Source organism: Maritimibacter sp., from assembly GCF_016774595.1.
GTDB lineage: Bacteria > Pseudomonadota > Alphaproteobacteria > Rhodobacterales > Rhodobacteraceae > Maritimibacter > Maritimibacter alkaliphilus.
This window is the reverse complement of sequence record NZ_JACBWT010000001.1, coordinates 210,166-231,432: the sequence shown is the minus strand read 5'-3', so window position 1 is coordinate 231,432 and position 21,267 is coordinate 210,166. Positions and strand designations below refer to the sequence as shown.

At 65.8% G+C, this 21,267-nt stretch carries 20 protein-coding genes; 12 read left to right on the top strand and 8 right to left on the bottom strand.

Going from position 1 to position 21,267, the window contains the following annotated elements:
- Positions 1-79 precede the first annotated feature (79 nt).
- Positions 80-895 carry a sulfite exporter TauE/SafE family protein gene (locus HOY44_RS01170; protein ID WP_008328109.1) on the top strand — a complete coding sequence of 272 codons (816 nt, stop codon included), beginning with the start codon at positions 80-82 and terminating at the stop codon, positions 893-895.
- Positions 896-965: 70 nt separating this feature from the next.
- Entirely contained in the window at positions 966-1,952 is a 987-nt protein-coding gene (locus HOY44_RS01165; RefSeq protein WP_287432564.1) for a TDT family transporter, read from the top strand.
- 4 nt (positions 1,953-1,956) lie between these two features.
- Here the strand turns inward: HOY44_RS01165 and HOY44_RS01160 are convergent, their stop codons facing one another.
- Positions 1,957-2,295, bottom strand: coding sequence for an MmcQ/YjbR family DNA-binding protein (locus HOY44_RS01160; RefSeq protein WP_287432563.1), 339 nt, complete (start codon positions 2,293-2,295; stop codon positions 1,957-1,959).
- Positions 2,296-2,478: 183 nt separating this feature from the next.
- On the opposite strand from HOY44_RS01160, the gene cysS reads away from it, so the two are divergent.
- The 3 genes from cysS to HOY44_RS01145 all read left to right on the top strand — a co-directional run bounded on the left by cysS (position 2,479) and on the right by HOY44_RS01145 (position 6,523).
- On the top strand, positions 2,479-3,852 hold the full coding sequence (cysS, locus tag HOY44_RS01155; protein ID WP_287432562.1) for a cysteine--tRNA ligase: 1,374 nt from the start codon (positions 2,479-2,481) through the stop codon (positions 3,850-3,852).
- A gap of 246 nt (positions 3,853-4,098) precedes the next feature.
- Complete coding sequence (gene cimA, locus HOY44_RS01150) at positions 4,099-5,721, top strand: citramalate synthase (protein WP_287432560.1); 1,623 nt, start codon at positions 4,099-4,101, stop codon at positions 5,719-5,721.
- A gap of 49 nt (positions 5,722-5,770) precedes the next feature.
- Positions 5,771-6,523, top strand: a complete 753-nt coding sequence (locus tag HOY44_RS01145; protein ID WP_008328115.1) for a squalene/phytoene synthase family protein — start codon at positions 5,771-5,773, stop codon at positions 6,521-6,523.
- A 3-nt stretch (positions 6,524-6,526) separates the two neighbouring features.
- On the opposite strand, the gene HOY44_RS01140 is transcribed toward HOY44_RS01145, so the two are convergent.
- From HOY44_RS01140 to cobA, 4 genes are all read right to left on the bottom strand, one after another.
- Positions 6,527-7,192 (bottom strand): hypothetical protein, encoded by a 666-nt coding sequence (locus tag HOY44_RS01140; protein WP_287432558.1) that lies wholly within the window; start codon positions 7,190-7,192, stop codon positions 6,527-6,529.
- 72 nt (positions 7,193-7,264) lie between these two features.
- Positions 7,265-8,485 (bottom strand): MFS transporter, encoded by a 1,221-nt coding sequence (locus HOY44_RS01135; RefSeq protein WP_287432557.1) that lies wholly within the window; start codon positions 8,483-8,485, stop codon positions 7,265-7,267.
- Between the two features lie 40 nt (positions 8,486-8,525).
- Complete coding sequence (locus HOY44_RS01130) at positions 8,526-9,788, bottom strand: cobyrinic acid a,c-diamide synthase CobB (RefSeq protein WP_287432556.1); 1,263 nt, start codon at positions 9,786-9,788, stop codon at positions 8,526-8,528.
- Positions 9,785-10,636, bottom strand: a complete 852-nt coding sequence (gene cobA / locus HOY44_RS01125; protein WP_008328119.1) for a uroporphyrinogen-III C-methyltransferase — start codon at positions 10,634-10,636, stop codon at positions 9,785-9,787. The genes HOY44_RS01130 and cobA overlap by 4 nt, the downstream gene beginning before the upstream one ends.
- Positions 10,637-10,761: 125 nt before the next feature.
- Between cobA and HOY44_RS01120 the strand changes: the two genes are divergently transcribed.
- The 4 genes from HOY44_RS01120 to HOY44_RS01105 all read left to right on the top strand — a co-directional run bounded on the left by HOY44_RS01120 (position 10,762) and on the right by HOY44_RS01105 (position 13,988).
- The gene (locus tag HOY44_RS01120; protein WP_287432555.1) at positions 10,762-11,493 is read left to right on the top strand and encodes a cobalt-precorrin-6A reductase; all 732 of its coding nucleotides are present in this window, start codon (positions 10,762-10,764) and stop codon (positions 11,491-11,493) included.
- Positions 11,490-12,122, top strand: a complete 633-nt coding sequence (locus HOY44_RS01115; protein ID WP_287432554.1) for a DNA-3-methyladenine glycosylase family protein — start codon at positions 11,490-11,492, stop codon at positions 12,120-12,122. Before HOY44_RS01120 ends, HOY44_RS01115 begins: the two co-directional genes overlap by 4 nt.
- Positions 12,122-12,799: an alpha/beta hydrolase gene (locus HOY44_RS01110; protein ID WP_287432553.1), complete on the top strand. Its 678-nt coding sequence runs from the start codon at positions 12,122-12,124 to the stop codon at positions 12,797-12,799. Before HOY44_RS01115 ends, HOY44_RS01110 begins: the two co-directional genes overlap by 1 nt.
- A gap of 604 nt (positions 12,800-13,403) precedes the next feature.
- A complete protein-coding gene (locus tag HOY44_RS01105) occupies positions 13,404-13,988 on the top strand; it encodes an HNH endonuclease (RefSeq protein WP_040884289.1) in 585 nt (194 codons plus the stop codon).
- A gap of 88 nt (positions 13,989-14,076) precedes the next feature.
- On the opposite strand, the gene HOY44_RS01100 is transcribed toward HOY44_RS01105, so the two are convergent.
- Positions 14,077-15,183: a Hint domain-containing protein gene (locus HOY44_RS01100; RefSeq protein WP_287432552.1), complete on the bottom strand. Its 1,107-nt coding sequence runs from the start codon at positions 15,181-15,183 to the stop codon at positions 14,077-14,079.
- A gap of 120 nt (positions 15,184-15,303) precedes the next feature.
- Positions 15,304-16,251: a radical SAM protein gene (locus HOY44_RS01095; protein ID WP_287432551.1), complete on the bottom strand. Its 948-nt coding sequence runs from the start codon at positions 16,249-16,251 to the stop codon at positions 15,304-15,306.
- A 198-nt stretch (positions 16,252-16,449) separates the two neighbouring features.
- Between HOY44_RS01095 and zwf the strand changes: the two genes are divergently transcribed.
- The 3 genes from zwf to pgi all read left to right on the top strand — a co-directional run bounded on the left by zwf (position 16,450) and on the right by pgi (position 20,265).
- Entirely contained in the window at positions 16,450-17,895 is a 1,446-nt protein-coding gene (gene zwf / locus HOY44_RS01090; RefSeq protein ID WP_138422978.1) for a glucose-6-phosphate dehydrogenase, read from the top strand.
- Entirely contained in the window at positions 17,892-18,572 is a 681-nt protein-coding gene (gene pgl, locus HOY44_RS01085) for a 6-phosphogluconolactonase (RefSeq protein ID WP_287432550.1), read from the top strand. The genes zwf and pgl overlap by 4 nt, the downstream gene beginning before the upstream one ends.
- Positions 18,573-18,648: 76 nt before the next feature.
- Positions 18,649-20,265, top strand: coding sequence for a glucose-6-phosphate isomerase (gene pgi, locus HOY44_RS01080; protein WP_287432549.1), 1,617 nt, complete (start codon positions 18,649-18,651; stop codon positions 20,263-20,265).
- Positions 20,266-20,285: 20 nt separating this feature from the next.
- Here pgi and HOY44_RS01075 read toward each other — a convergent pair whose 3' ends face one another.
- Positions 20,286-21,266, bottom strand: coding sequence for an NAD(P)H-dependent flavin oxidoreductase (locus HOY44_RS01075; protein WP_287432548.1), 981 nt, complete (start codon positions 21,264-21,266; stop codon positions 20,286-20,288).
- Position 21,267 lies beyond the last annotated feature (1 nt).

The window sequence follows — 21,267 nt, the reverse complement described above, 5'->3', positions numbered from 1 at the left end:
CCTGTCCCACCCCGCCAAAACCTGCCAGTGGCGCGCCACGCGCCGTTGGGCTAAGGGAAGGCGAAAGAAGGGGACGGGAATGGATATTGCGACACTGGCGTTGATGGGCGGTCTGCTTCTCGTGATCGGGGCGGTCGCGGGTATCCTTGCCGGGCTCCTGGGCGTGGGCGGCGGCATCGTTCTGGTCCCCGCCTTCTATTATGCCTTCGCCGGATTGGGATACGACGGGCCGGAACTGATGCAGGTCTGCCTTGCCACGTCGCTGTCCACGATCATCGTGACCTCGATCCGCTCGGTGTCTTCGCACAACAAGAAAGGCGCGGTGGAATGGCCGATCCTCAGGGCCTGGGCGCCGGGGATCATGATCGGGGCCGTGATCGGCGTGCTCGTCGCCTCCGGTCTGCGCACGCCCACGCTACAGGTGATCTTCGGCACCATCGCCATCCTCGTCGCGTTCTACATGCTGTTTTTCAAGTCCGAATGGCAGATCGCGGACCGGATGCCGGGACTGGTCGGGCGGTCGATCCTGTCGCCTCTGGTCGGCTTTCTCTCGGTCCTCATGGGGATCGGCGGCGGCAGCTTCGGGGTGCCGATCATGTCGCTGCATGGCGTGGCGATCCATCGCGCGGTGGCGACGGCGGCGGGTTTTGGCCTTATCATCGCGGTGCCGTCTGTCATCGCCTTTCTGTTCGTCGATGTGGCGGGCGCGCCGCCCTATACCATCGGCGCGGTGAACCTGCCCGCCTTCCTCGTCGTGATCGCGATGACCACGCTGACCGCACCGCTGGGCGTGAAGCTTGCACATGCGATGGACCCGAAGCCGCTCAAGCGGGTGTTCGGGGTATTCCTGTTGCTCGTCGCGCTCAACATGCTGCGCAAGGCGCTGATGGGCTAGGGCGCGACACCCCGGCGCATGGCGATGCCGCCCGCCGGGGCGCATAGGAACCGAAGCAAGGAGTAGCCCGATGCAACCGCCCAATTTCGGTGTCCCGCCCAAGAAACCCGGCCTCTGGCGCCGCACCCCGCCCGCGCTTTTCCCGCCGGTCTTCGGCCTTTTCGGTCTGGCTGTCGCGTGGCGTCGCGCGGCGGACGCTTTCGCGATGCCCTACTGGCCGGCCGAATTGCTGTTCGGCGCGGTGACGCTGCTCTACCTCTTCCTGCTGGTGGCATACGGCGCCAAGGTGATGCGTCGTCCCAGTGTGGTGGTCGAGGATCTGCGGGTTCTGCCCGGACGTGCCGGACTGGCCGCGATGTCGCTGTCGGGGATGCTGATGGCGCTGGGCCTGATCGCGCTGAACGAAACGCTCGCCGCCGTCGTCCTCACCCTTGCCGTCGGCCTCCATGCCGTTCTGCTGTTGCTGGTCGTGCGCGGACTGTTGACGGGGCCTGCCGAGGGGCGGGTGGTCACCCCCGTTTGGCACCTGACGTTCGTGGGGTTCATCATCAGCCCCATCGCGGGCGTGCCGCTGGGCTGGAATCTGTGGTCGACGGTGGTGTTCTGGGTCTCGCTCGCCATCGCCGCCGCGATCTGGGGCACGTCGCTGTCACAGTTCGCCCGCCGCGACGTGTCTGCGCCGCTGCGCCCGCTCCTCGCGATCCATCTGGCCCCTGCAAGCGTGCTCGGCTCCGTCGCGCTGCTTCTCGGCTATCACACGCTGGCGCTGGGGCTGGGCGTGCTCGCCATCCTCATCCTCGTGGCCTTGCTCGCCCGTCCGCGCTGGCTGCTCGCCTCCGGGTTCTCACCGCTTTGGGGGGCCTTCACCTTTCCCGTTGCCGCCTTTTCGTCGCTCATGCAGATGCTCGGCTCGGTCGGGGACGGCGAGGTGTTTCGCATCCTCGGCGGCCTCGCTCTGGTCGCGGCCACGCTGGGCATCCCGGTCGTGATGTGGAAGGTCGTCCAGCTTTGGGGCAAGGGCCAGCTTGCGGTCAAGACCAACGCCGCCGAGGCGTGAGGGCTTACGCCAGAGCGGCCTGCACCTTTTTCGGCAGCTTCGCGCGGATCGTGTCATAGGACACGGCAAGGCGGTGGCGAAACTCCTCCTCGCTGGTCGCGCCGAATGGCAGAAGCACCCATGATTTATGAAAATACGCGGCCTTTTGCGCGACGCCCGCATCCTTGAGCATGTCCGCCGTTTCCACATCGGGGCATTTCACCGCGACCCCGGTGCCCATCGCGCCGATGCAGGCGAACATCTTGTCGCCCACCTTCCACGCGTCATGTCCGCCGCCCCACGGGTCCGATACTTCGGCCCCGGCGAAGCCCTTGCAGATCTCGTTGACCAGTTCACGCGACATGGGGGCGAGGCTAACACGCTTGGCACACCGCGCGAAGCCTGCTATCCAGCGCATATGAACGCCAACCGCAACATCATCATTTGCTGCATTACCTGCTGACATCGTCAGGCGGGCCGTTCTTCTATTCCTCATCCAGATCGAAGCTGCTAGGTCCGCCGCGGGAGAAGTGCGCGCGAGGACGCCATGGTAGAGATCAAGTTTCACAACACCGCCACCCGGTCGAAAGAGGTGTTCACGCCCATCGACCCGGACAACGTGCGGATGTACGTCTGCGGGCCGACCGTCTACGACCGCGCCCATCTGGGCAACGCGCGCCCGGTGGTGGTGTTCGACGTGCTCTATCGGCTCTTGCGGGAGGTCTACGGGCCGAACCACGTGACCTACGTGCGCAACTTCACCGACGTCGATGACAAGATCATCGAACGCGCCAACCGCGACGGCAAGGAGATCGACCAGATCACGTCGGAAACGACGCAATGGTATCTGGACGACATGGCCGCGCTGGGGGCGTTGGAGCCGACCGCGATGCCCCGCGCGACGCAGCATATCGATGATATGGTGACGATGATCGAGGGGCTGATCGACAGCGGCCACGCTTATGCCGCCGAGGGTCATGTGCTCTTCGCGGTCGACAGCTACGACGATTACGGCAAGCTCTCGGGCCGCTCGGTCGACGACATGATTGCCGGCGCGCGGGTCGAGGTCGCGCCCTATAAGCGCAACCCGATGGACTTCGTGCTGTGGAAGCCCGCCAAGGAGGGCGAACCGGGGTGGGACAGCCCGTGGGGCCGGGGTCGGCCCGGCTGGCATATCGAATGCTCGGCCATGTCTTATGAACTGCTGGGAGAGAACTTCGACATCCACGGCGGCGGCAACGACCTGATGTTTCCCCACCACGAGAACGAGATCGCCCAGTCGAAATGCGCCCACGCGGGGGCCGGGTTCGCGAATGTCTGGCTCCACAACGAGATGCTTCAGGTCGAGGGCAAGAAGATGTCCAAGTCGCTGGGCAACTTCTTCACCGTGCATGATCTGCTGGAACAGGGCGTGCCGGGCGAGGTGATCCGCTTCGTGTTCCTCGGCACGCATTACCGCAAGCCGATGGACTGGACCGAGAAGAAGCGGGAGGAGGCGGAGGCGACACTCGGCAAGTGGCACCGGATGCGAGGCTCCAACAAGCCGGGAGCGGTGCCAAAGGCAGTCGTCGATGCGGTCGCAAACGATCTCAATACTCCCGAGGCGATTTCTGTGCTCCATAAGTTGGCAAACATTGGAGACATTGAGGGGCTGTTGGGCGGTCTCGACTTCTTGGGGCTGAAAACTATCGACACTGAAATGCTCGATCTTATTCGAGAGGGAGAACAGGAAAGGCTTTCAGAGTTGGAGGCAAAGCTCACTCAACTGCGCATCGGGGCGATGGATACTAAGGACTTCTCGCAGGTGGACGCGATGAAGTCAGCTTTGATTGCGGCGGGTGTCGAAGTGCGCATGTCCAAGGCTGGGATAGAACTTGTGCCCGGAGCCGGATTCGACCGAGCCAAGCTGGAAGGGCTGTGATGGTAACGGTCTTCCCGGCAGAGGGCAGCGCATGGCCGCGGGTGGGCGCATCTGCCGCCCGTGGTCGCCCGTTTATCTCAACGCCTCATCGAACCTCAGGCCGCGCGCTAATGGCAACGAAGCGCCCGGCCGTCGGGGCGGCCGTGCGCTGCCCGGGCCGCGTGCGCGGCTGTTCCGGGCGGGTGCGCCGCTCGACCGTTTCCAGACAACGCGCTTCCGTCGATTGTCAGTTCAAAGGACAGGCTCATGACTGAACGTCTCTACCTCTTCGACACCACGCTGCGCGACGGGCAGCAGACGCAGGGCGTGCAGTTCTCGACGCCGGAAAAAATGGCCATCGCCAAGTCTCTCGACGAATTGGGCATCGACTATATCGAGGGCGGCTGGCCCGGTGCGAACCCGACCGACAGCGAGTTCTTTCACGTCCGGCCCCAGACCCGCGCGACCTTCACCGCCTTCGGGATGACCAAACGGGCGGGGCGGTCAGCGGAGAACGACGACGTGCTGGCGCAGGTGATGCAGGCCGAGACGCCCGCCGTCTGCCTCGTCGGCAAGACCCACGATTTCCACGTGACCACCGCGCTCGGAATCACGCTGGAGGAGAACCTCGAAAACATCTCGGCGAGCGTCGCCTATCTGAAGCGCGAGAACCGCGAGCCGCTGTTCGATGCCGAGCACTTCTTCGACGGCTACAAGGCGAACCCCGACTATGCGTTGTCCTGCGTCTTGGCGGCCCATGAGGCGGGAGCGCGTTGGGTCGTGTTGTGCGACACCAATGGCGGCACGCTCCCGAAAGAAATCGAAGCGATCACGCGGGCGGTGATCGACGCGGGCATCCCCGGCGATCATCTGGGCATCCACACCCACAACGACACCGGCAACGCCGTCGCCAATTCGCTCGCCGCCGTCGATGCGGGCGCGCGGCAAATTCAAGGCACACTCAACGGGCTGGGCGAACGATGTGGGAACGCGAACCTCATCACGATCATTCCCACCCTGATGCTCAAAGAACCCTACAAGTCCGCCTACGAGATCGGGGTCCCGCAGGAGGCGCTGATCTCGCTCACCCGCGTGTCGCGGCAGTTGGACGACATTCTGAACCGAGTGCCGACCAAAAGCGCGCCTTACGTGGGCGGATCGGCCTTCGTGCACAAGGCGGGGCTGCACGCCAGCGCGATCCTGAAAGACCCGACGACCTATGAACACATCGACCCGGCGCTCGTGGGCAACGAGCGCGTCGTGCCGATGTCCAATCAGGCCGGGCAATCGAACCTGAGGGCGCGGCTGCAAGCCGTTGGAATCACGCTTGAAAAGGGCGATCCGCACCTGTCGGAAATCCTCGACGCCGTGAAGGAGCGCGAGGATCAGGGTTATGCCTATGACAGCGCGGAAGCGTCGTTCGAACTCGTTGCGCGCGGCATCCTCGGCACCTTGCCCAATTACTTCGACGTGGAACGCTACCGCGTGATTTCCGAGCGTCGGCGCAACGCGAAGGGCCGCATCGTCGTGGAATCCGAGGCGATGGTGACGGTGCGCTATCCGGACGGGGTCGAAAAAACCTCGTTCTTCAAGAACGAGCACCCGCAGGAAATGTCGGACGATGGCCCGGTCAATGCGATCTGGCTGGCGTTGCAGGCCGACCTCGGCCCGTATCAGGCGTCGATCGAGCCGGTGAAACTGACCGACTTCAAGGTGCGCATCACCCAAGGCGGGATCGAGGCGGTCACGCGCGTCATCATCGACTTCACCGACGGCGAGAAGCGGTGGTCCACGGTGGGCGTGTCGTCGAACATCGTCGACGCGAGCTTCGCCGCCCTCCTCGATGCGCTGGTCTGGAAACTTCTGGATGACGGCGTGCGTCCGGCGTGAACAGGGGCGTCGTTCATATCGGGCAGGATCCACGCCGCGAGGTCGCTGAATGACCGTTCAGGAATGCGCAGAGATCGTCGAGCGCGGCGACCCGGATCGGCTTGTGGCTGCGATGAGCGCGCCGGTGCCGGACCGCGAGGTGCTGTTTCCGCTTTACGCCTTCAACCTCGAAATCGCGCGTGCCCCGTGGCTGACGCAGGAGCCGTTGATCGCGGAAATGCGGCTACAGTTCTGGCGCGACGTGCTGGACGAAATCGAACAGGGCAAGACCCCGCGGGCGCATGAGGTGGTGGCACCGCTGGGCGCTGCGATCCATGCCCGCGCGATCCCGCTGGCCCCGCTGCGTGCGATGATCGACGCGCGGCGTGCCGACATCGCGCGGGAGCCTTTCGTCGCCCCCGCCGACCTGTGGGATTACATCAACGCGGGTGCCGGGTCGCTCATGTTCGCCTCGGTCGCGGCGCTCGGGCGCACGGACGAGGCCGAGGCGCGGGTGTTGGGCCGGGTGCAGGGGCTGGCCGCGTGGCTCGAAGCGCAGCCGGAGCTGCTGGCCCACGGCTGGCGGGCCTTCGACGCCGGGTTCTATCCCGAAATGATCGACGTGGCGCTGGCCGACCTCAGGTCGGTCAGGGGGCACGACTTCGGCAAGGCGACCCCGGCCGCGCGGGCCGCGAGCCGGGCGGGCGCGATCCTGAAACGGGCGAAAGCCGACCCCGATGCGATCATCGAAGGCCGGCTTTCGGAAAGCGAATTCGCCCGGCGGGGTCGGTTCTTGTGGAAGACCCTGCGTGGGCGATGGTGACGCCTACTTGGTCGCGTTGATGTAGATCTGGCCTTCCTGCGCGCTGCCGTTCTCGCTCAGCGTCGATTGCGTGCCGAACCCGTTGAGCGTGGTGCCGCCATAGACCTTCACCCCGTCCGCATCCGCGCCGACGAACTGGCCCGCGCCGGTGCCGCCGACCTCGATCGTGTCGCCGTCCTGCGTGAGGGTGCCGGAAAACCCGACGGTGAAACGCTCGCCCGTCGAGGTGTCGGCGGTCACGTCGATCGTGCCGTCGACCGGCGAGAAATCGGCGAGTTGGGTTTCGATGTCCGCCACCGTGCCGGTGTAGATCGCCGCGTTGAACGCCTGCATGTCCACGTCCTTGGCCCCGACGAAGTTCTGAAGCGTTCCGCTGACCGCTCCGCCAGCCGCGCTGAAGCGCGCGTCGAGTGTCGCTTCGCCCGCCATGACGCGTTGGTTCGCATCCGTCGCGCTGTCGGCCATCTGGATCAGGGCCGATCCGGTGTAGCTGGCCGTGCCGGAGGTGGGCATGGTCGTGGTCTCGTTCTCGAACTCGCCGACCTCGGTGATCGAGTCATAGACCACTTCGGCCAAAGACCCCTGCAATCCGGTGCCCTTGAGGCAGCCGGACAGGGCGAAAGCGGCGCAGAGCGTCAGGCCAGCGCGCAGCATCGGTTTGGTATTCATGGATAAATCCCTCGTTAGATGTGAGGGTTTTAGTCCCGACTCCCGGTCCGGGCGTATCCCCCAAACGGGGGGTCAGTCCTCATTCGGTCGCAGCACCAGCCAGATCAGCGCCGCACCGGCGAGCGCCAGGAACGGCACCATGGCAAGGTTCACGGCGGTCCAGCCGTCCTGCGGGGTGCCGCCCGAACAGTTCATGAGACCGCCCGAGGCCAGCGAGGCGAGCGTGACGCCACCGAACACGATCATGTCGTTCATGCCCTGAATGCGGCCCCGCTCATGCGCTTGGTGCGCGCCCGCGAGCATGGTGGTGGCGCCGATGAAGCCGAAGTTCCAACCGATGCCCAAAAGCACGAGCGCGATGAAGAAGTTTTCGAGTTCCACGCCCTGTAGCCCCACGACGCCCGCCGCGGCGAGAATGACGAGGCCGGTCGCCATGATCTTGCGAACGCCGAAGCGCGCGATCAGGTGGCCGGTGAAGAAGGACGGGATGAACATGGCGAGGACGTGGGCCGACACCACGTCGGCGGCGGTCGAGCTTTCGAAACCGCAGCCCACCACCGCGAGCGGGGTCGAGGTCATGACGAGGTTCATGAGCGAATAGCTGACCATGGCGACGATGATCGCCACGGTGATGGTCGGGGTCGTCAGCATCTCCCACGTCGTGCGTCCGCGCGGGGCATCGTGGCTGGGCACCGGCGGTTTCGGGATGTCGAGCGCGAGGAAGAGGAGCGAGCCGACCACGTTGATCGCGACGATGGCGGCATATACCCCGAGGAAGGGAATGACGCTGACGTCCACGGTGGCCTTGACCAGTTGCGGCCCGATGATCGCCGAGACGAGGCCGCCCGCCATGACGTATGAGATCGCCTTGGGCCGGAAGCTGTCCGATGCCGTGTCGGCGGCGGCGAACCGGTAAAAACCCTGCGCGGACATATACATGCCGGTGAAAGCCGAGCCGACGATGAACAGGGTGAAGCTCGCCTGACTCAGGCCATAGGCGGCAATCGCGGCGCCGATGGTTCCGCCCAATGTGCCGGTCCAGAACCCGGCGCGGCGGCCGAAGCGTTGCATGATCCAACTCATCGGGTTGGCCGAGAGCATCGACACCAGCACGATGGCCGAGATCGCCAGCGTCGCGAAACAGGGGTTCGGGGCAAGCGACTGACCCGCCAGCCCGCCGACGGTGAAGATCATCGGCATCTGCGCGCCAAGGAGCGCCTGCGCGATGACGAGGATCGCCACGTTGCGCTTGGCCTTGCGGTCGTCGGTCTGGGAATAGGTCGCGTCAGTCATGCAAGATCGCTTATATGTTCTGCGGGCCGCAGAAAAGGGGTCATGCGATGATATGGGCGAACGACCCGGCGACGCGCCCTTGGATCAGGCCCATGGCGGGCAGCGTGGCCCCCTCGGCATCCTGCGCGTCGAACAGGGGCGCGCCGTCGGCGGCGAGCGTGGTGGCGTAATGAAACTCATGCGCCATATGCGTGCCGGGCAGGGCGGACCAGTGGCTGGTCAGGCGCCGGTAGCCAAGGTGAAGCTTGCGTTGGGCAAAGGATGTGGCGACACCCAGAAGCCCGGCCATCCTGTGAACCGTGCCGTCCGCGTCGGTCAGCGTTTCGCCCAGCACCATGTAGCCGCCGCATTCGCCGTAGATGTCGGTGGTGCTGGCGGCGTCGCGCAGACTGTTCAGGAAGGTCGTGTTCGATGCGATCCGGCCTGCGTGCAATTCGGGGTATCCGCCGGGAAGATAGACGAAATCCGCCTCCGGCACGGCCTCGTCCGCGAGCGGGGAGAAAGGGAGGATCTTGCTGCCCGCGCGGTTCCATGCCGCCAGTTGGTGCGGATAGGCGAAGCTGAAGGCCGCGTCGCGTGCGATGGCGATGCGTTTCGGCGCGGCGGGCGCTGCGCGCGGCGGAGCGGTGGCCATGTCGCGGGCCAGCGCCACCAGCGCGTCCAAGTCGAGGCGCGCGCGCACCGCGTCGGCGGCGCGGTCGAGAAACCCGGTCAGGTCCGGGTGTTCGGCGGCCTGCACCAACCCAAGGTGTCGGTCGGGCAGGGCGAGGTTCGGATCACGCGGCAAAGCCCCCAGCACCGGAAGACCGAGCGGCGACAGGGCGCGGCGCAGCATCGCCTCGTGCCGGGGGGAGCCGACGTTGTTCAGGATCACGCCGGAGACGCGGACCTCGGGGTCATGGCTCGCGAACCCGCGCACAAGCGCGGCGACCGAATGCGACATGCTGGCCGCGTTCACCACCAGCACGACAGGCAATCCGATGATGCGGGCGAGGTCTGCGGTCGCCCCGTCGCCATCGGGCGGCGCGCCGTCGAACAGACCCATCGCCCCCTCGACGATGAGCAGGCCGTCACCCTTGGCCAGCGACCGGATCTGATGTTTCGGCATCGCCCAGGCGTCGAGGTTGACCGACACCTGCCCGCAGGCGGCCTCGTGAAACCGGGGGTCGATGTAATCCGGGCCGGATTTGGCCCCCCGGACCGCGACGCCGCGCTGGCTGAGGGCACGCAGGATGCCGAGCGTCACGGTCGTCTTGCCGCTGCCCGAGGTCGGTGCGGCGAGGATCAGACCCTTGCCGCTCATCCGTCCTCCACCGGGCGCCCGATGGCGAGCGGGTCGAGGTTGCGCATCGGGCGACCCATCGCAAGCGATTGCCAGTCCAGCGCCTGCCGCAGAAGCGCCGCGCGCCCCACGCAGATCACGGCGGGGGCGCCGATCCCGCTGTCGCGGGCATCCGCCGCGCAGGTGGCGAGGGTGGTTTCGAGAACCTGCTGGTCGGGTAGGGTCGCCTGCGCCACGATCGCCACCGGCTCCTCCGGTCCGCGCCCGGCGGCGATGAGGTCGGCGGCGATGGCGGCAAGGTGCTTCATCCCCATGTAGATCACGATGACGCCCGACCCTTTGGCGACACTCGCCCAGTCCACGCCGCTCGCGTTCCCGGTGCGGTCATGCCCGGTGACGAAGGTGACCGCTTGGTTCACATCGCGATGCGTGACCGGGATGCCGGCGTAGGCCAGCCCGCCGATCCCCGCCGAAATGCCCGGAATGATGCGGATCGGGACGTTGTGCTGCACCAACGTCTGCCCTTCCTCGCCGCCGCGCCCGAAGACAAAGGGATCGCCGCCCTTGAGGCGCAAAACCTTCTTGCCCGCGCGGGCGAGGTCGACCAGTTGCAGCGAGATGTCCTTTTGCTTGGCCGATGGCTTGCCGCCCCGCTTGCCCGCATAGATCAATTCGGCCGCTGGTCCCGCCCAGCCGAGGATGCGGTCGTCCACCAGCGCGTCATGCACGATCACGTCGGCCTGCCTGAGCGCATTCAGGGCATGGAGCGTCAGCAGACCCGGATCGCCCGGACCCGCGCCGCACAACCAGACCCAGCCGGGCTGCATGTCGGGCCAATCGCCGGGGGGAAGGGGTGTCGAGTCGCTCATGCGCGCGTTATGCACCCCGTGACGCATGATGAGAAGCGGCGGGTTTCCTTGTCGGGTCTGGTGCCTATAGTCGCCGCGACCGGGGGCACGCCCGCCTCACCGAACGAAAGACCGAGACCGCCGAGATGAAAATCCTCCTCCTTGCAGGCACCTATGAGGCGCGCCAGATCGCGCTCAGGCTCGGGCGCGACGGGCGGATCGACCTCACCGCCTCGCTCGCCGGGGCCACCCGCGCACCTTTGCCGCTGGATAGCGAGGTTCGGGTCGGAGGGTTCGGCGGGCGGCAGGGCCAGCAGGATTTCATGGCAGAGGGGGGCTTCGACGCGGTGATCGACGCGACGCATCCGTTCGCGCACCGGATTTCCTTTCGCACGCACTCGATCTGCGCCGCGCTCGGCGTTCCGTATCTTCAGGTTCTGCGTCCCGGCTGGGCGGTGACCGGGGCGGATGATTGGACCTTCGTGGCGGACGAAGCTGGGGTCGCCGCCAAGGTCGCCGCGAACATGACCGTGTTCCTCGCCACGGGTCCGGGGTCGCTCGCCGCGATCGGCCCGCTGCCCGCCGCCCGCGTGCTCTGCCGGGTGATCGACGCGCCGGAGGGGCCGTTTCCGTGGGAGAACGGCGCATGGCGCCGGGGGCGGCCACCGTTTTCGGTCGAGGACGAGGTGGAGTTCCTGCGCGACGAGGGCGTCGATCTGCTCGTGACCAAGAACGCGGGCGGGCGCGGCGGCTGGGCCAAGCTGGAGGCCGCGCGCGCGCTTGGCCTTCCGGTCGTGCTGATCGACCGCCCGCCGCAACCGCCCGGAGAAAAGGCGGAGAGCGTCGAAACCGCGCTCGACTGGATCGAACGGCTGTGAGCGTCGGGCGGATCATCCACGGGCCCGAGGACGTGGCCGAAGGCGCGGCATGGCTGGCCGAGTATGACCCACGGTTCGCGCGGGCGCTGGCCGAGACCGGCGAACTGCCGCTTCGGCGCAAACCGCAGGGCTTCGACCAGCTTCTGTCGGCCATTGTAAGCCAGCAGGTTTCGACCGCCTCCGCCGCCGCGATCTGGGCGCGGGTCGAGGCTGCGGGGCTGACGACGCCCGAGGCGGTGGCCCGCGCCAGCGAGGACGACCTGCGCGCCGTCGGCCTGTCGCGCCCCAAGATGCGCTATGCCCGTGCGCTGGCCGAGGCCGGGATCGACTATGACGCGCTCGCGCATCTGCCGGATGACGAGGTGATCGCGACCTTGGTCGCCGTGCCGGGCATCGGGCACTGGACCGCCGAAATCTACGCCATGTTCTCGCTCGGCCGGGCCGATGTGTTCGCCCATGGCGATCTGGCCTTGCAGGAGGCCGCGCGCATCCTATTCGACCTGCCGGAGCGCCCGCGCGAAAAGGCGATGCGCGAGATTGCGCGGGACTGGTCGCCGTGGCGTGGCGTTGCGGCCCGGCTGCTCTGGGCCTATTACCGGGTGGCGAAGAACAGGGAAGGGGTGCGTTGATGGCACGCGAGTTGCAGTACAAGAGCCGACCGGCCAAATCGGGGGAGACGAAATCGGTGGTCGTGTTCCTGCATGGCTACGGCGCGGACGGGGCGGATCTTCTGGGACTGGCCGATCCGTTGTCCGATCACATGCCCGACACCGCGTTCTATGCGCCCGACGCGCCTGAGAAATGCGCGGGCAACCCGTTCGGTTTTCAGTGGTTCCCGATCCCGTGGCTCGACGGTTCGTCGGAAGAGGCCGCGCGGGCCGGGGCGGACCTGGCGCATGAGGATATCGACGCCTTCCTCGACATGGTGATGGCGCAGGAGGGGATCACGCCCGACCGCCTGATCGTCTATGGGTTCAGTCAGGGCACGATGATGTCGCTGAAAGTGATCCCGCAGCGCGACACCGAGATCGCGGGGATCGTGGCCTTTTCCGGTCGCATCCTTCAGCCCGAGACCTACGGCGAGCACGTCAAGGTGCGTCCGCCCGTGTTGCTGGTCCACGGCGATGCGGACGAGATGGTGCCGGTCGCGCATTTTCAGGAGGCCGGCCAGGTGCTGAACGACGCGGGCTTCAACGTCTACGGCCACATCCAGAAGGGCACCGGGCACGGGATCGCCCCCGACGGGCTGTCGGTCGCGCTGTCCTTCATGGCCGATCGGCTGGGAATCGCCCCGTCGGCTGGGTAGGGCCGTTTCGCCCACATCGTCGGCGCGTTCGGCAGGGTCGGATCGGGTGAGCGTGACGGGAATGCCGCGCTTTGCAGGGGGACCGGCGCAAGTCTGCCAGCGGTGCGGTGATGCGCGTTCCGGCTGTAGCCTCCGGTCACAGGCGAGGTGCTCAGACGGGGATGACCCTTGGTGCGGACGTCAATGAAGGAAAAGGCGGGAGTGCAGGATGCAAAGGCGCTCCCGCCACCTAGCGTGTCTGAAAAATCCATTTATTTCAGAGAGTAAGGTCGCGAGATCGGCGGGGTGCGGGCGGTCGAAGCGCGTCTCGGTCTCGCTTGTCACGATGGCATGGAGGCACCTAGCGTAAGGCGGTGGGCGACGAGTGGAGCGGAACCGTTTTCCGCGGTCGCGCGGTCCTCAACGGGCCTCAGCAGGGAGAACGTAGGGCGAACATTCGCGGATGTTCGATTCGTCACAAGTCTGACACGTATGTCCGACAAGCTGCGCCCAGATCGTGGGGCTTGTCAGGGGTTCTGACCCATATATAGTCCTAGATTAGAAACAGACGGGGCGGGTTCCCCGCCCTGCGAGCGAGGCACAGGGCGAGGGCGGAGTCACTCCGATGGACGGCGATTTCAGGACACATTTCGTACGAGAACACAGCAACCCGAGGTCGCATCCGGCGCTCGTGTTGAACGCGGACTTCCGCCCGCTTTCCTACTACCCCCTGTCCTTATGGCCCTGGCAGGAGGCGATCAAGGCGGCCTTCCTCGACCGGGTGAACATCATCGCCGAATACGACGAGGTGGTCCGAAGCCCGAGTATGGAGATCAGGATCCCCTCGGTCGTCGTTCTGAAAGATTACGTCAAACCCCAGAAGCGCGTGGCTTTCACGCGCTTCAATCTTTTTCTGCGGGACGAATTCCGCTGCCAGTACTGCGGATCGAAGGGCGATCTGACCTTCGATCACGTGGTGCCGCGGGCGCGGGGCGGGGTGACGAGTTGGGAAAACGTGGTCGCGGCCTGTTCCAAATGCAACCTGCGCAAGGGGTCCAAGCACCTGCATCAGTCGGGCCTGTCGTTGCGCAAGCCGCCGCGCCAGCCGGGGGCCGAGGAGTTGCGCAACATGGGGCGCAAGTTCCCGCCCGGCTATCTGCATGAAAGCTGGATGGATTTCCTGTACTGGGACGCCGAACTGGAGGCGTGACGGTCAGGGATCGAGGGATCGAACGGTGCGCGCCCACGGGCGCGCGCTTTCGTTTGAGCGGGGGCTTCGGGGCACTCCAAAGCCGGGATCAGGCCCGTTTTGCCAGATGCGCGGGCAGGGCGCGGGGGCGGTGGCGCGCGCCCGACCACGTCAGCGGCACGGGGGCCGTAGCAGGCGGATGAAGCTGACCTGTGCCGAGGGCCGCGCGCGTCTCGGCCGTCGTGAGCATCAGGCGGGCGGGCGGCGTGCCGGTGACGCGGCCGCAAAGGGCGCCGATGCGCATCCAGTCCGCGCGTTCGGTGCCATCGAGGCTCGCAAAGGCTTCCGGCCCCGGAAACAGGCTTTCGACCGCGATCCCGTCCGCGATGATGACCTCGTGCCGTGGCAGGAGCAGGTTGAAATAGGTGATCTCACGTCGCCCGGTCAGGCGCCGGACGCGCGGCAGACGGGTGAGCGCTTTGGCGGGCGCAAGGGCGCCGAGCGGGTCGTGCAGCGCATGGCAGGGCGTGGTCTGCATGAGGACGCGGTGGTTGGGCGACAGGATCAGATCGCGGGTCGGCAGGCCCGGACCGAAGGCGCCTTTGGCGATCTGCACCGGCTGCCCCGGATGGGGGCGCGGATCGAACCGAAAGCGCCGTTTCCCGATCCAGCGGATGGGCTGCGGCCCGCTGTCGAGCGTCAGAACCGCGTCCCCCCGGCGCAGGCGGTCGGTGCGCACCGGGCCATCCGGCGTCGCGACCATCGCGCCCGCGGTCAGGCAGACGAAATCCAGATCGTCTTTCGAGTGTTGAATGACCCCGTCGAAGCTGGTCGAATTGACGGAGGTGAAGGTTACGCTTTCGATCCCCTGACTTGCCAGTTCCGGCTGGGTGTCGCGCACCAGCAAAAAGGCGTTTCCGGCGGTGTCCTGAACCACCAGAAGTTCTGAGGTCCATGTCGCCCCGTCGTTGAAAGTGACGGTGCCGTTCAGGCTGGCGATACTGTCGATCTTGGTGGTGACCAAGCCTGATCCGAGGTCGTAGTGGATCACGTCGCCCGTCCAGGGCGTGTCGGTGCTGACCACGTCGTCGAAAGCGCCCGCGTCGGTCTCGATCGTGACGATGTTCTGGTAAAGCGAATTTCCCGGCCCGCCGCCGAACGTCGTGAGGAGCGGAGAGGTATTCTCCATCCCCACGAACAGTTCGTCGTAGTCCATGTCCGGCAATGTTCCCAGAAACAGACTCGACCAGGTTACATTGTCGGCCAAGGCCACGACCCCCAGTACACCGGTTCGGGTCGGGATAGCAGGGATTGGTTAGGATCGGGTGAAGGCCGCTCAGGCCGAGCAGGAGGCCCCGCCCAGAACGCAGAATTTCGCGCAATGGGGATGGTTCAACGCGACCGGGCGCTCGGCGTCCGCCAGTGTCGGGCCAAGGTCGAAGGCCTGTTCATAGGGCAGGAGCGTGCAGGACACGACCGACGGGTGCTGTCCTTTGCGTTTCACCACCATGCGGGACGAGGCGCACATGACGTCGCGCGGCGACTTGTCGAGGATGCCCCAGCAGGCCGTGGTGATCTCCGGCACTTCGACCGTCACGTCCATTTCCGGGAAAATGACGAGCTGGCCGGGGTTTTCGGCATCCACAGGGTATCCGTGTTCGGCGAACAGGGCGCCGTAGCCTGCGCGCGCCTCGGCTTCGCTTTCCTGCCAGCGTGCGCGGCCCGCAATCGCGATGGTCGCGCCCTCGTCGCGCAGCCAGTCGAGCCCCTTGAGCGTCGCGGCGAAGCTGCCCTTGCCGCGCACCGCGTCATGGCCCTCGGCGGTCCAGTGATCCATCGACACGCGCAAGGTGATCCGGCCTGCGAACCCCTTGAGAAGCTGGGCGAGTTTCGTGCGTACGAGGGGCCGTATCATCGGGGCCATCGCGTTGGTCAGCACCAGCACCTCGTAGCCCGCCGACAGGGCGTCGCGCATCATGGCGGGGAAATCGGGGTTCATGAACGGCTCGCCGCCGGTAAAGCCGATCTCGGTCACCGGCCATCCACGCGCCTTGATCTGGTCGAGGTATCCTGCGACCTCGCCCCGGGTCATATAGGCCAGCGCATCGTTGGTGGGCGAGCTTTCGATGTAGCAGCCCTCGCAGGTGATGTTGCAGAGCGTTCCGGTGTTGAACCAGAGCGTTTCGGGATGGGTCAGCGCCACAGTGGCCCGCGGGCTGCCGTCCGCCGTCACCTTGGGGTCTTCGAACTTGCCCTGATTGGCTAGCGGCACGCGTTGATCCATTCCGATACCTTTCCTTTCATTTTGGCTAAACCATCGCGTCTGAAAGAAAAAGGTCGCAGGCGCAGCGCGTGACGCAGTTGTGATGTGTGCCAACAGTGCTAGACTCGCCGCCATAGGGAGGCTATCAACCGGGCGCAGTTGGGTTAGCGCTAACAATCGGGTCTGCGGCGGGGCCGACGGACCGGAACGGAGACACAGATGGTATCGCGCGTCATTCCGGTCGACCCTTTCGACCTCGTCATTTTCGGCGGCACCGGCGATCTTGCCCGCCGTAAGATATTGCCGGGGCTCTATCGCCGGTTTTTCGATGGTCAGATGCCGGACGAGGCGCGGATCATCGGCGCGGCGCGCTCCGAGATGGACGAAGCCGGGTATCGCGATTTCGTGCGCGACGCGATCAAGGAGTTCTCGGGAAAACGAAACGATCCCAAGATGGTATCGGCGTTTCTTGAGAAGCTGTCCTATGTCGCGGTCGATGCCACCGGGACCGACGGGTGGAAAGATCTGGCCAAGACGATGCGCGCCGACGTGGTCAAGGCCTATTACTTTTCCGTGGGACCGAGCCTTTTCGGTGCCATTGCCGAACGCCTACACAAATACAAGATCGCCGACGATGCCGCGCGCATCGTGGTCGAGAAACCCTTCGGTCACGACCGGGAGTCGGCTCGGGCGCTCAACGCCACGCTGGCCGAACATTTCGACGAGACGCAGATCTACCGCATCGACCACTACCTTGGAAAAGAGACGGTTCAGAACCTGATGGCGGTGCGCTTCGGCAACATGCTGTTCGAACCGCTGTGGAACGCGCAATACGTCGATCATATCCAGATCACCGTGGCCGAGACCGTGGGGGTCGGCGGGCGCGGCGAATATTACGACCGCTCGGGCGCCATGCGGGACATGGTGCAGAACCACCTGATGCAGCTTCTGTGTCTGACCGCGATGGAGCCGCCGTCGAAATACGATCCCGACGCCGTGCGCGACGAGAAGCTCAAGGTGATCCGGGCGCTGGAGCCGGTGGAGCACTCCGAAATCGTGCGCGGGCAATACAAATCGAAAAGCGAAAGCTACCTGAAGGACGTCGAGAACCCCGAGTCGCTGACCGAAAGTTATGTCGCGATGAAGATCAGGATCGCGAACTGGCGTTGGAACGGCACGCCGTTCTACCTGCGCACCGGGAAGAAGATGAAAGCGCGCGTGTCCGAGATTGTCGTGCGCTTCAAGGAGCCGCCGCATTCGATCTTCGAAGAGGACACCGGGCAAAGCGCCAACGAACTGACGATCCGGCTTCAGCCGAACGAGGGCATGGACCTGACCGTGACCATCAAGGAACCGGGGCCGGGGGGGATGCGGCTGATCGACGTGCCGCTCGACATGACCTTCGCCGAGGCGCTGGGCGAAGAGGCGGCGGATGTGCCCGACGCCTATGAACGCCTTATCATGGACGTGATCCGGGGCAACCAGACGCTGTTCATGCGCGGGGACGAGGTGGAAGCGGCCTGGGCCTGGACCGACCCGATCATCGACGGCTGGACGGAACGCGAAGACCGGCCGTTTCCTTACGAGCCGGGGTCGACAGGGCCGGAAGAAGCCCTCATCCTCATGCACCGCGACGGACGACGATGGCGGGAGCTGCGCGCATGACCTACGAACTCAAGGAATACCCGGACCGCGAGTTGATGATGATGGACCTCGCGGACCGAATCGCGTCGGAACTGCGGGGCACCTTGGCGCATGAGGATCGCGCCTCGCTCGCCGTGCCGGGGGGCACCACGCCGGGGCCGATCTTCGACACGCTTTCGGCCCTGCATCTCGACTGGGACCGGGTCGATGTGATGCTGACGGACGAGCGTTGGGTGCCGATGGGAAGCGACCGCTCGAACACGCGGCTTCTGCATGACCGGCTGTTTCGCGATCAGGCCGCCGCGGCCCATCTGATCCCCCTATACGGCGAGACCGCGACCCCGGAGGACTCGCTCGACAGGTTGTCGGCCGGGGTCGAGGCGGCCCTGCCGCTTTCCGTCGTGCTGCTCGGCATGGGGGCCGACATGCATACGGCGAGCCTGTTTCCCGGTGCCGACCGGCTGGCGGAGGGGCTTTCCCTCAAAGCGCCCGCCGTGTTGCCCATGCGTGCCGATGGGGCGCCCGAACCCCGGATGACGCTGACGGCGCGGGTCTTGAATGGTGCAATGTCGAAACACCTCGTCATCACCGGCGCGGCCAAGCGCGAGGCGCTTGAAAAAGCGTCGAAAACCAAGGATGTGATGGCGGCACCCGTCAAATCCGTGCTCAAAGGGATGGTTGTTCACTGGGCGGAATAGGCGTTAGCCTGCCGAGGATGAGGCAACCATAACCAGCCGGACCGAACGGGCGGACGGCGGACACATGAGGTGGGGAATGTCCTGGACATCGCTGAAATCGCATCGCGCGATGCAAGGAAGCGTGACGATCGCAGATCTGTTGCAGGATCCGGCGCGCGCCTCCGGCTTTTCCGTCCGCATGGACGACATGCTGTTCGACTATTCCAAGACCACCATCGACGCCGAAGCCCGCGATCTGCTGCTCACGCTGGCCGATCAGGCGGGTGTCGCGCACCGGCGCGAGGCGATGTTCGCGGGCGAGAAGATCAACGAGACCGAGGGGCGGGCGGTGCTCCACACCGCTCTGCGCGATCCCGGCCCGCACGGCGCGACCGTCGACGGGGTGGAAGTCCTGCCGGGCGTTCACGACACGCTCAACCGGATGGAGGAATTCGCCGAGGGCCTGCGCACCGGCAAGGTGCGGCCCGTGAACGGCGGGCGCTTCACCGATATCGTGAACATCGGGATCGGCGGCTCCGACCTTGGCCCCGCGATGGCCACGCTGGCGCTTGCCCCGTATCACGACGGGCCGCGCGTGCATTACGTGTCGAACGTGGATGGCGCGCATATTCACGACACGCTTGCCGATCTCGACCCGGACACGACGCTGGTGATCGTCGCCTCGAAGACCTTCACCACCATCGAAACCATGACGAACGCCGAAACCGCGCGAAGCTGGCTGAAACGCGCGATCGGCGAGCAGGCGGTGGGCCGTCATCTGGCGGCGCTGTCTTCGGCCGTGGACAAGACGACGAAATGGGGCATCGACCCTTCGCGCGTCTTCGGGTTCGAGGATTGGGTCGGCGGGCGGTATTCGATCTGGGGGCCCGTGGGCCTTGGCCTGATGATCGCCGTGGGGGCCAAACGGTTCCGTGAATTCCTTGCCGGCGGACACGACATGGACTTGCATTTCCGCGAAGCCGAGGGGGCGGATAACCTGCCGCTCATGCTCGCCCTCGTGGGCATCTGGCATCGTCAGGTCTGTGGCTATCCGACACGGGCGGTTCTGCCGTACGACCAGCGGCTTTCCCGCCTTCCGGCCTATCTCCAGCAGCTAGAGATGGAGAGCAACGGGAAGTCGGTCGCGATGGATGGCACAGGGCTTGAGGTGGTCTCGGGCCCTGTGGTCTGGGGCGAGCCGGGGACGAATGGTCAGCATGCGTTCTATCAGCTCATCCATCAAGGGACCGAAGTGGTGCCGTGCGAGTTTCTTGTCGCGGCCAGAGGGCACGAGCCGGAGCTTGCGCATCAACACGCGCTGCTCGTCGCCAACTGCCTTGCGCAGTCCGAAGCGTTGATGCAGGGCCGGTCGCTGGACGTGGCCATGGAACTGATGGCCGAAAAGGGCCTGTCCGGGGCCGAGCAGGAGCGTCAGGCGCGCCATCGGGTGTTCCCCGGCAATCGCCCCTCGACGACGCTGATCTATCCGCTTCTGACGCCGCGTGTGCTGGGCCGTATCATCGCGCTCTACGAACATCGCGTGTTCGTCGAGGGCGTGATCCTCGGCATCAATTCCTACGACCAGTGGGGCGTGGAACTGGGCAAGGAACTGGCGGTCGCGCTGGCCCCGGTTCTGGCCGGGGACGAGGACGCCGGGTCGAAGGACGGCTCGACCCGGGCGCTCGTGGACTATGTTCAGGCGCATCGCGACTGAGCACGCCGCGCCGTCGCGCCCTACGCCGGTTTGACCAACCCGTCGAGCCGCGCCTTGGCTGCCGCGAACTCCCGTTCCAGACGTGCGACGACCTGGGCGGCGGGCGGCACGTCGCGGATCGCGCCGATCCCCTGACCAGCGCCCCAGATATCGCGCCAGGCCTTTGATTTCTCGCCTGCCGCGACTTTTGAGACATCGCCTTTCTCGCCGCCAAGCGCCGCCGGGTCCATCCCCGCCGCCGTGATCGACGGGATCAGGTAGTTGCCGTTCACGCCGGTAAAGTGGTCGGTGTAAAGAATGTCTTCGGCCCCGCTGTCGCAGATCATCTGCTTGTAGCCGTCGGGGGCGTTGGCCTCTTCGGTGGCGATGAACATCGAGCCCGCGTATCCGCCGTCCGCCCCCATCGCGAGGGCTGCGAGCACAGCGTCGCCGGTCGCCTGTGCACCGGACAGAAAAAGCGGCCCGTCGAACCATTCGCGGATTTCCTGCACCAGCGCGAAGGGCGACCATGTGCCCGCATGTCCCCCTGCGCCCGCCGCCACGGCGATCAGGCCGTCGGCCCCTTTCTCGATGGCCTTGTGGGCGAATTTCACGTTGATGACGTCGTGCAGCACGACCGCGCCGACCGAATGCGCGGCTTCGTTGATCTCGGGTCGTGCGCCGAGCGAGGTGATCCAGATCGGCACCTCGTGCTTCATCAGGATCTCCACGTCCCGTTGCAGCCGCTCGTTCGTCCGATGCGCGATCAGGTTCACGCCGAAGGGGGCCGAAGGCGTATCGGGGTGGACCGCGTCATAATCGGCCAGTTCCGTCTTGATCCGCGTGAGCCATTCCTCGAGCTGGATCGGTTCCCCGTCCTTTTCACGGGCATTGAGCGCCGGAAAGGTGCCGACGATCCCCGCCTTGCACTGGGCGATGACCAGTTCCGGGCCGGAACAGATGAACATGGGCGCGCCGATCAAGGGCAGGCGCATGGTGTCGAAGATCGCGGGAAGGGTCATG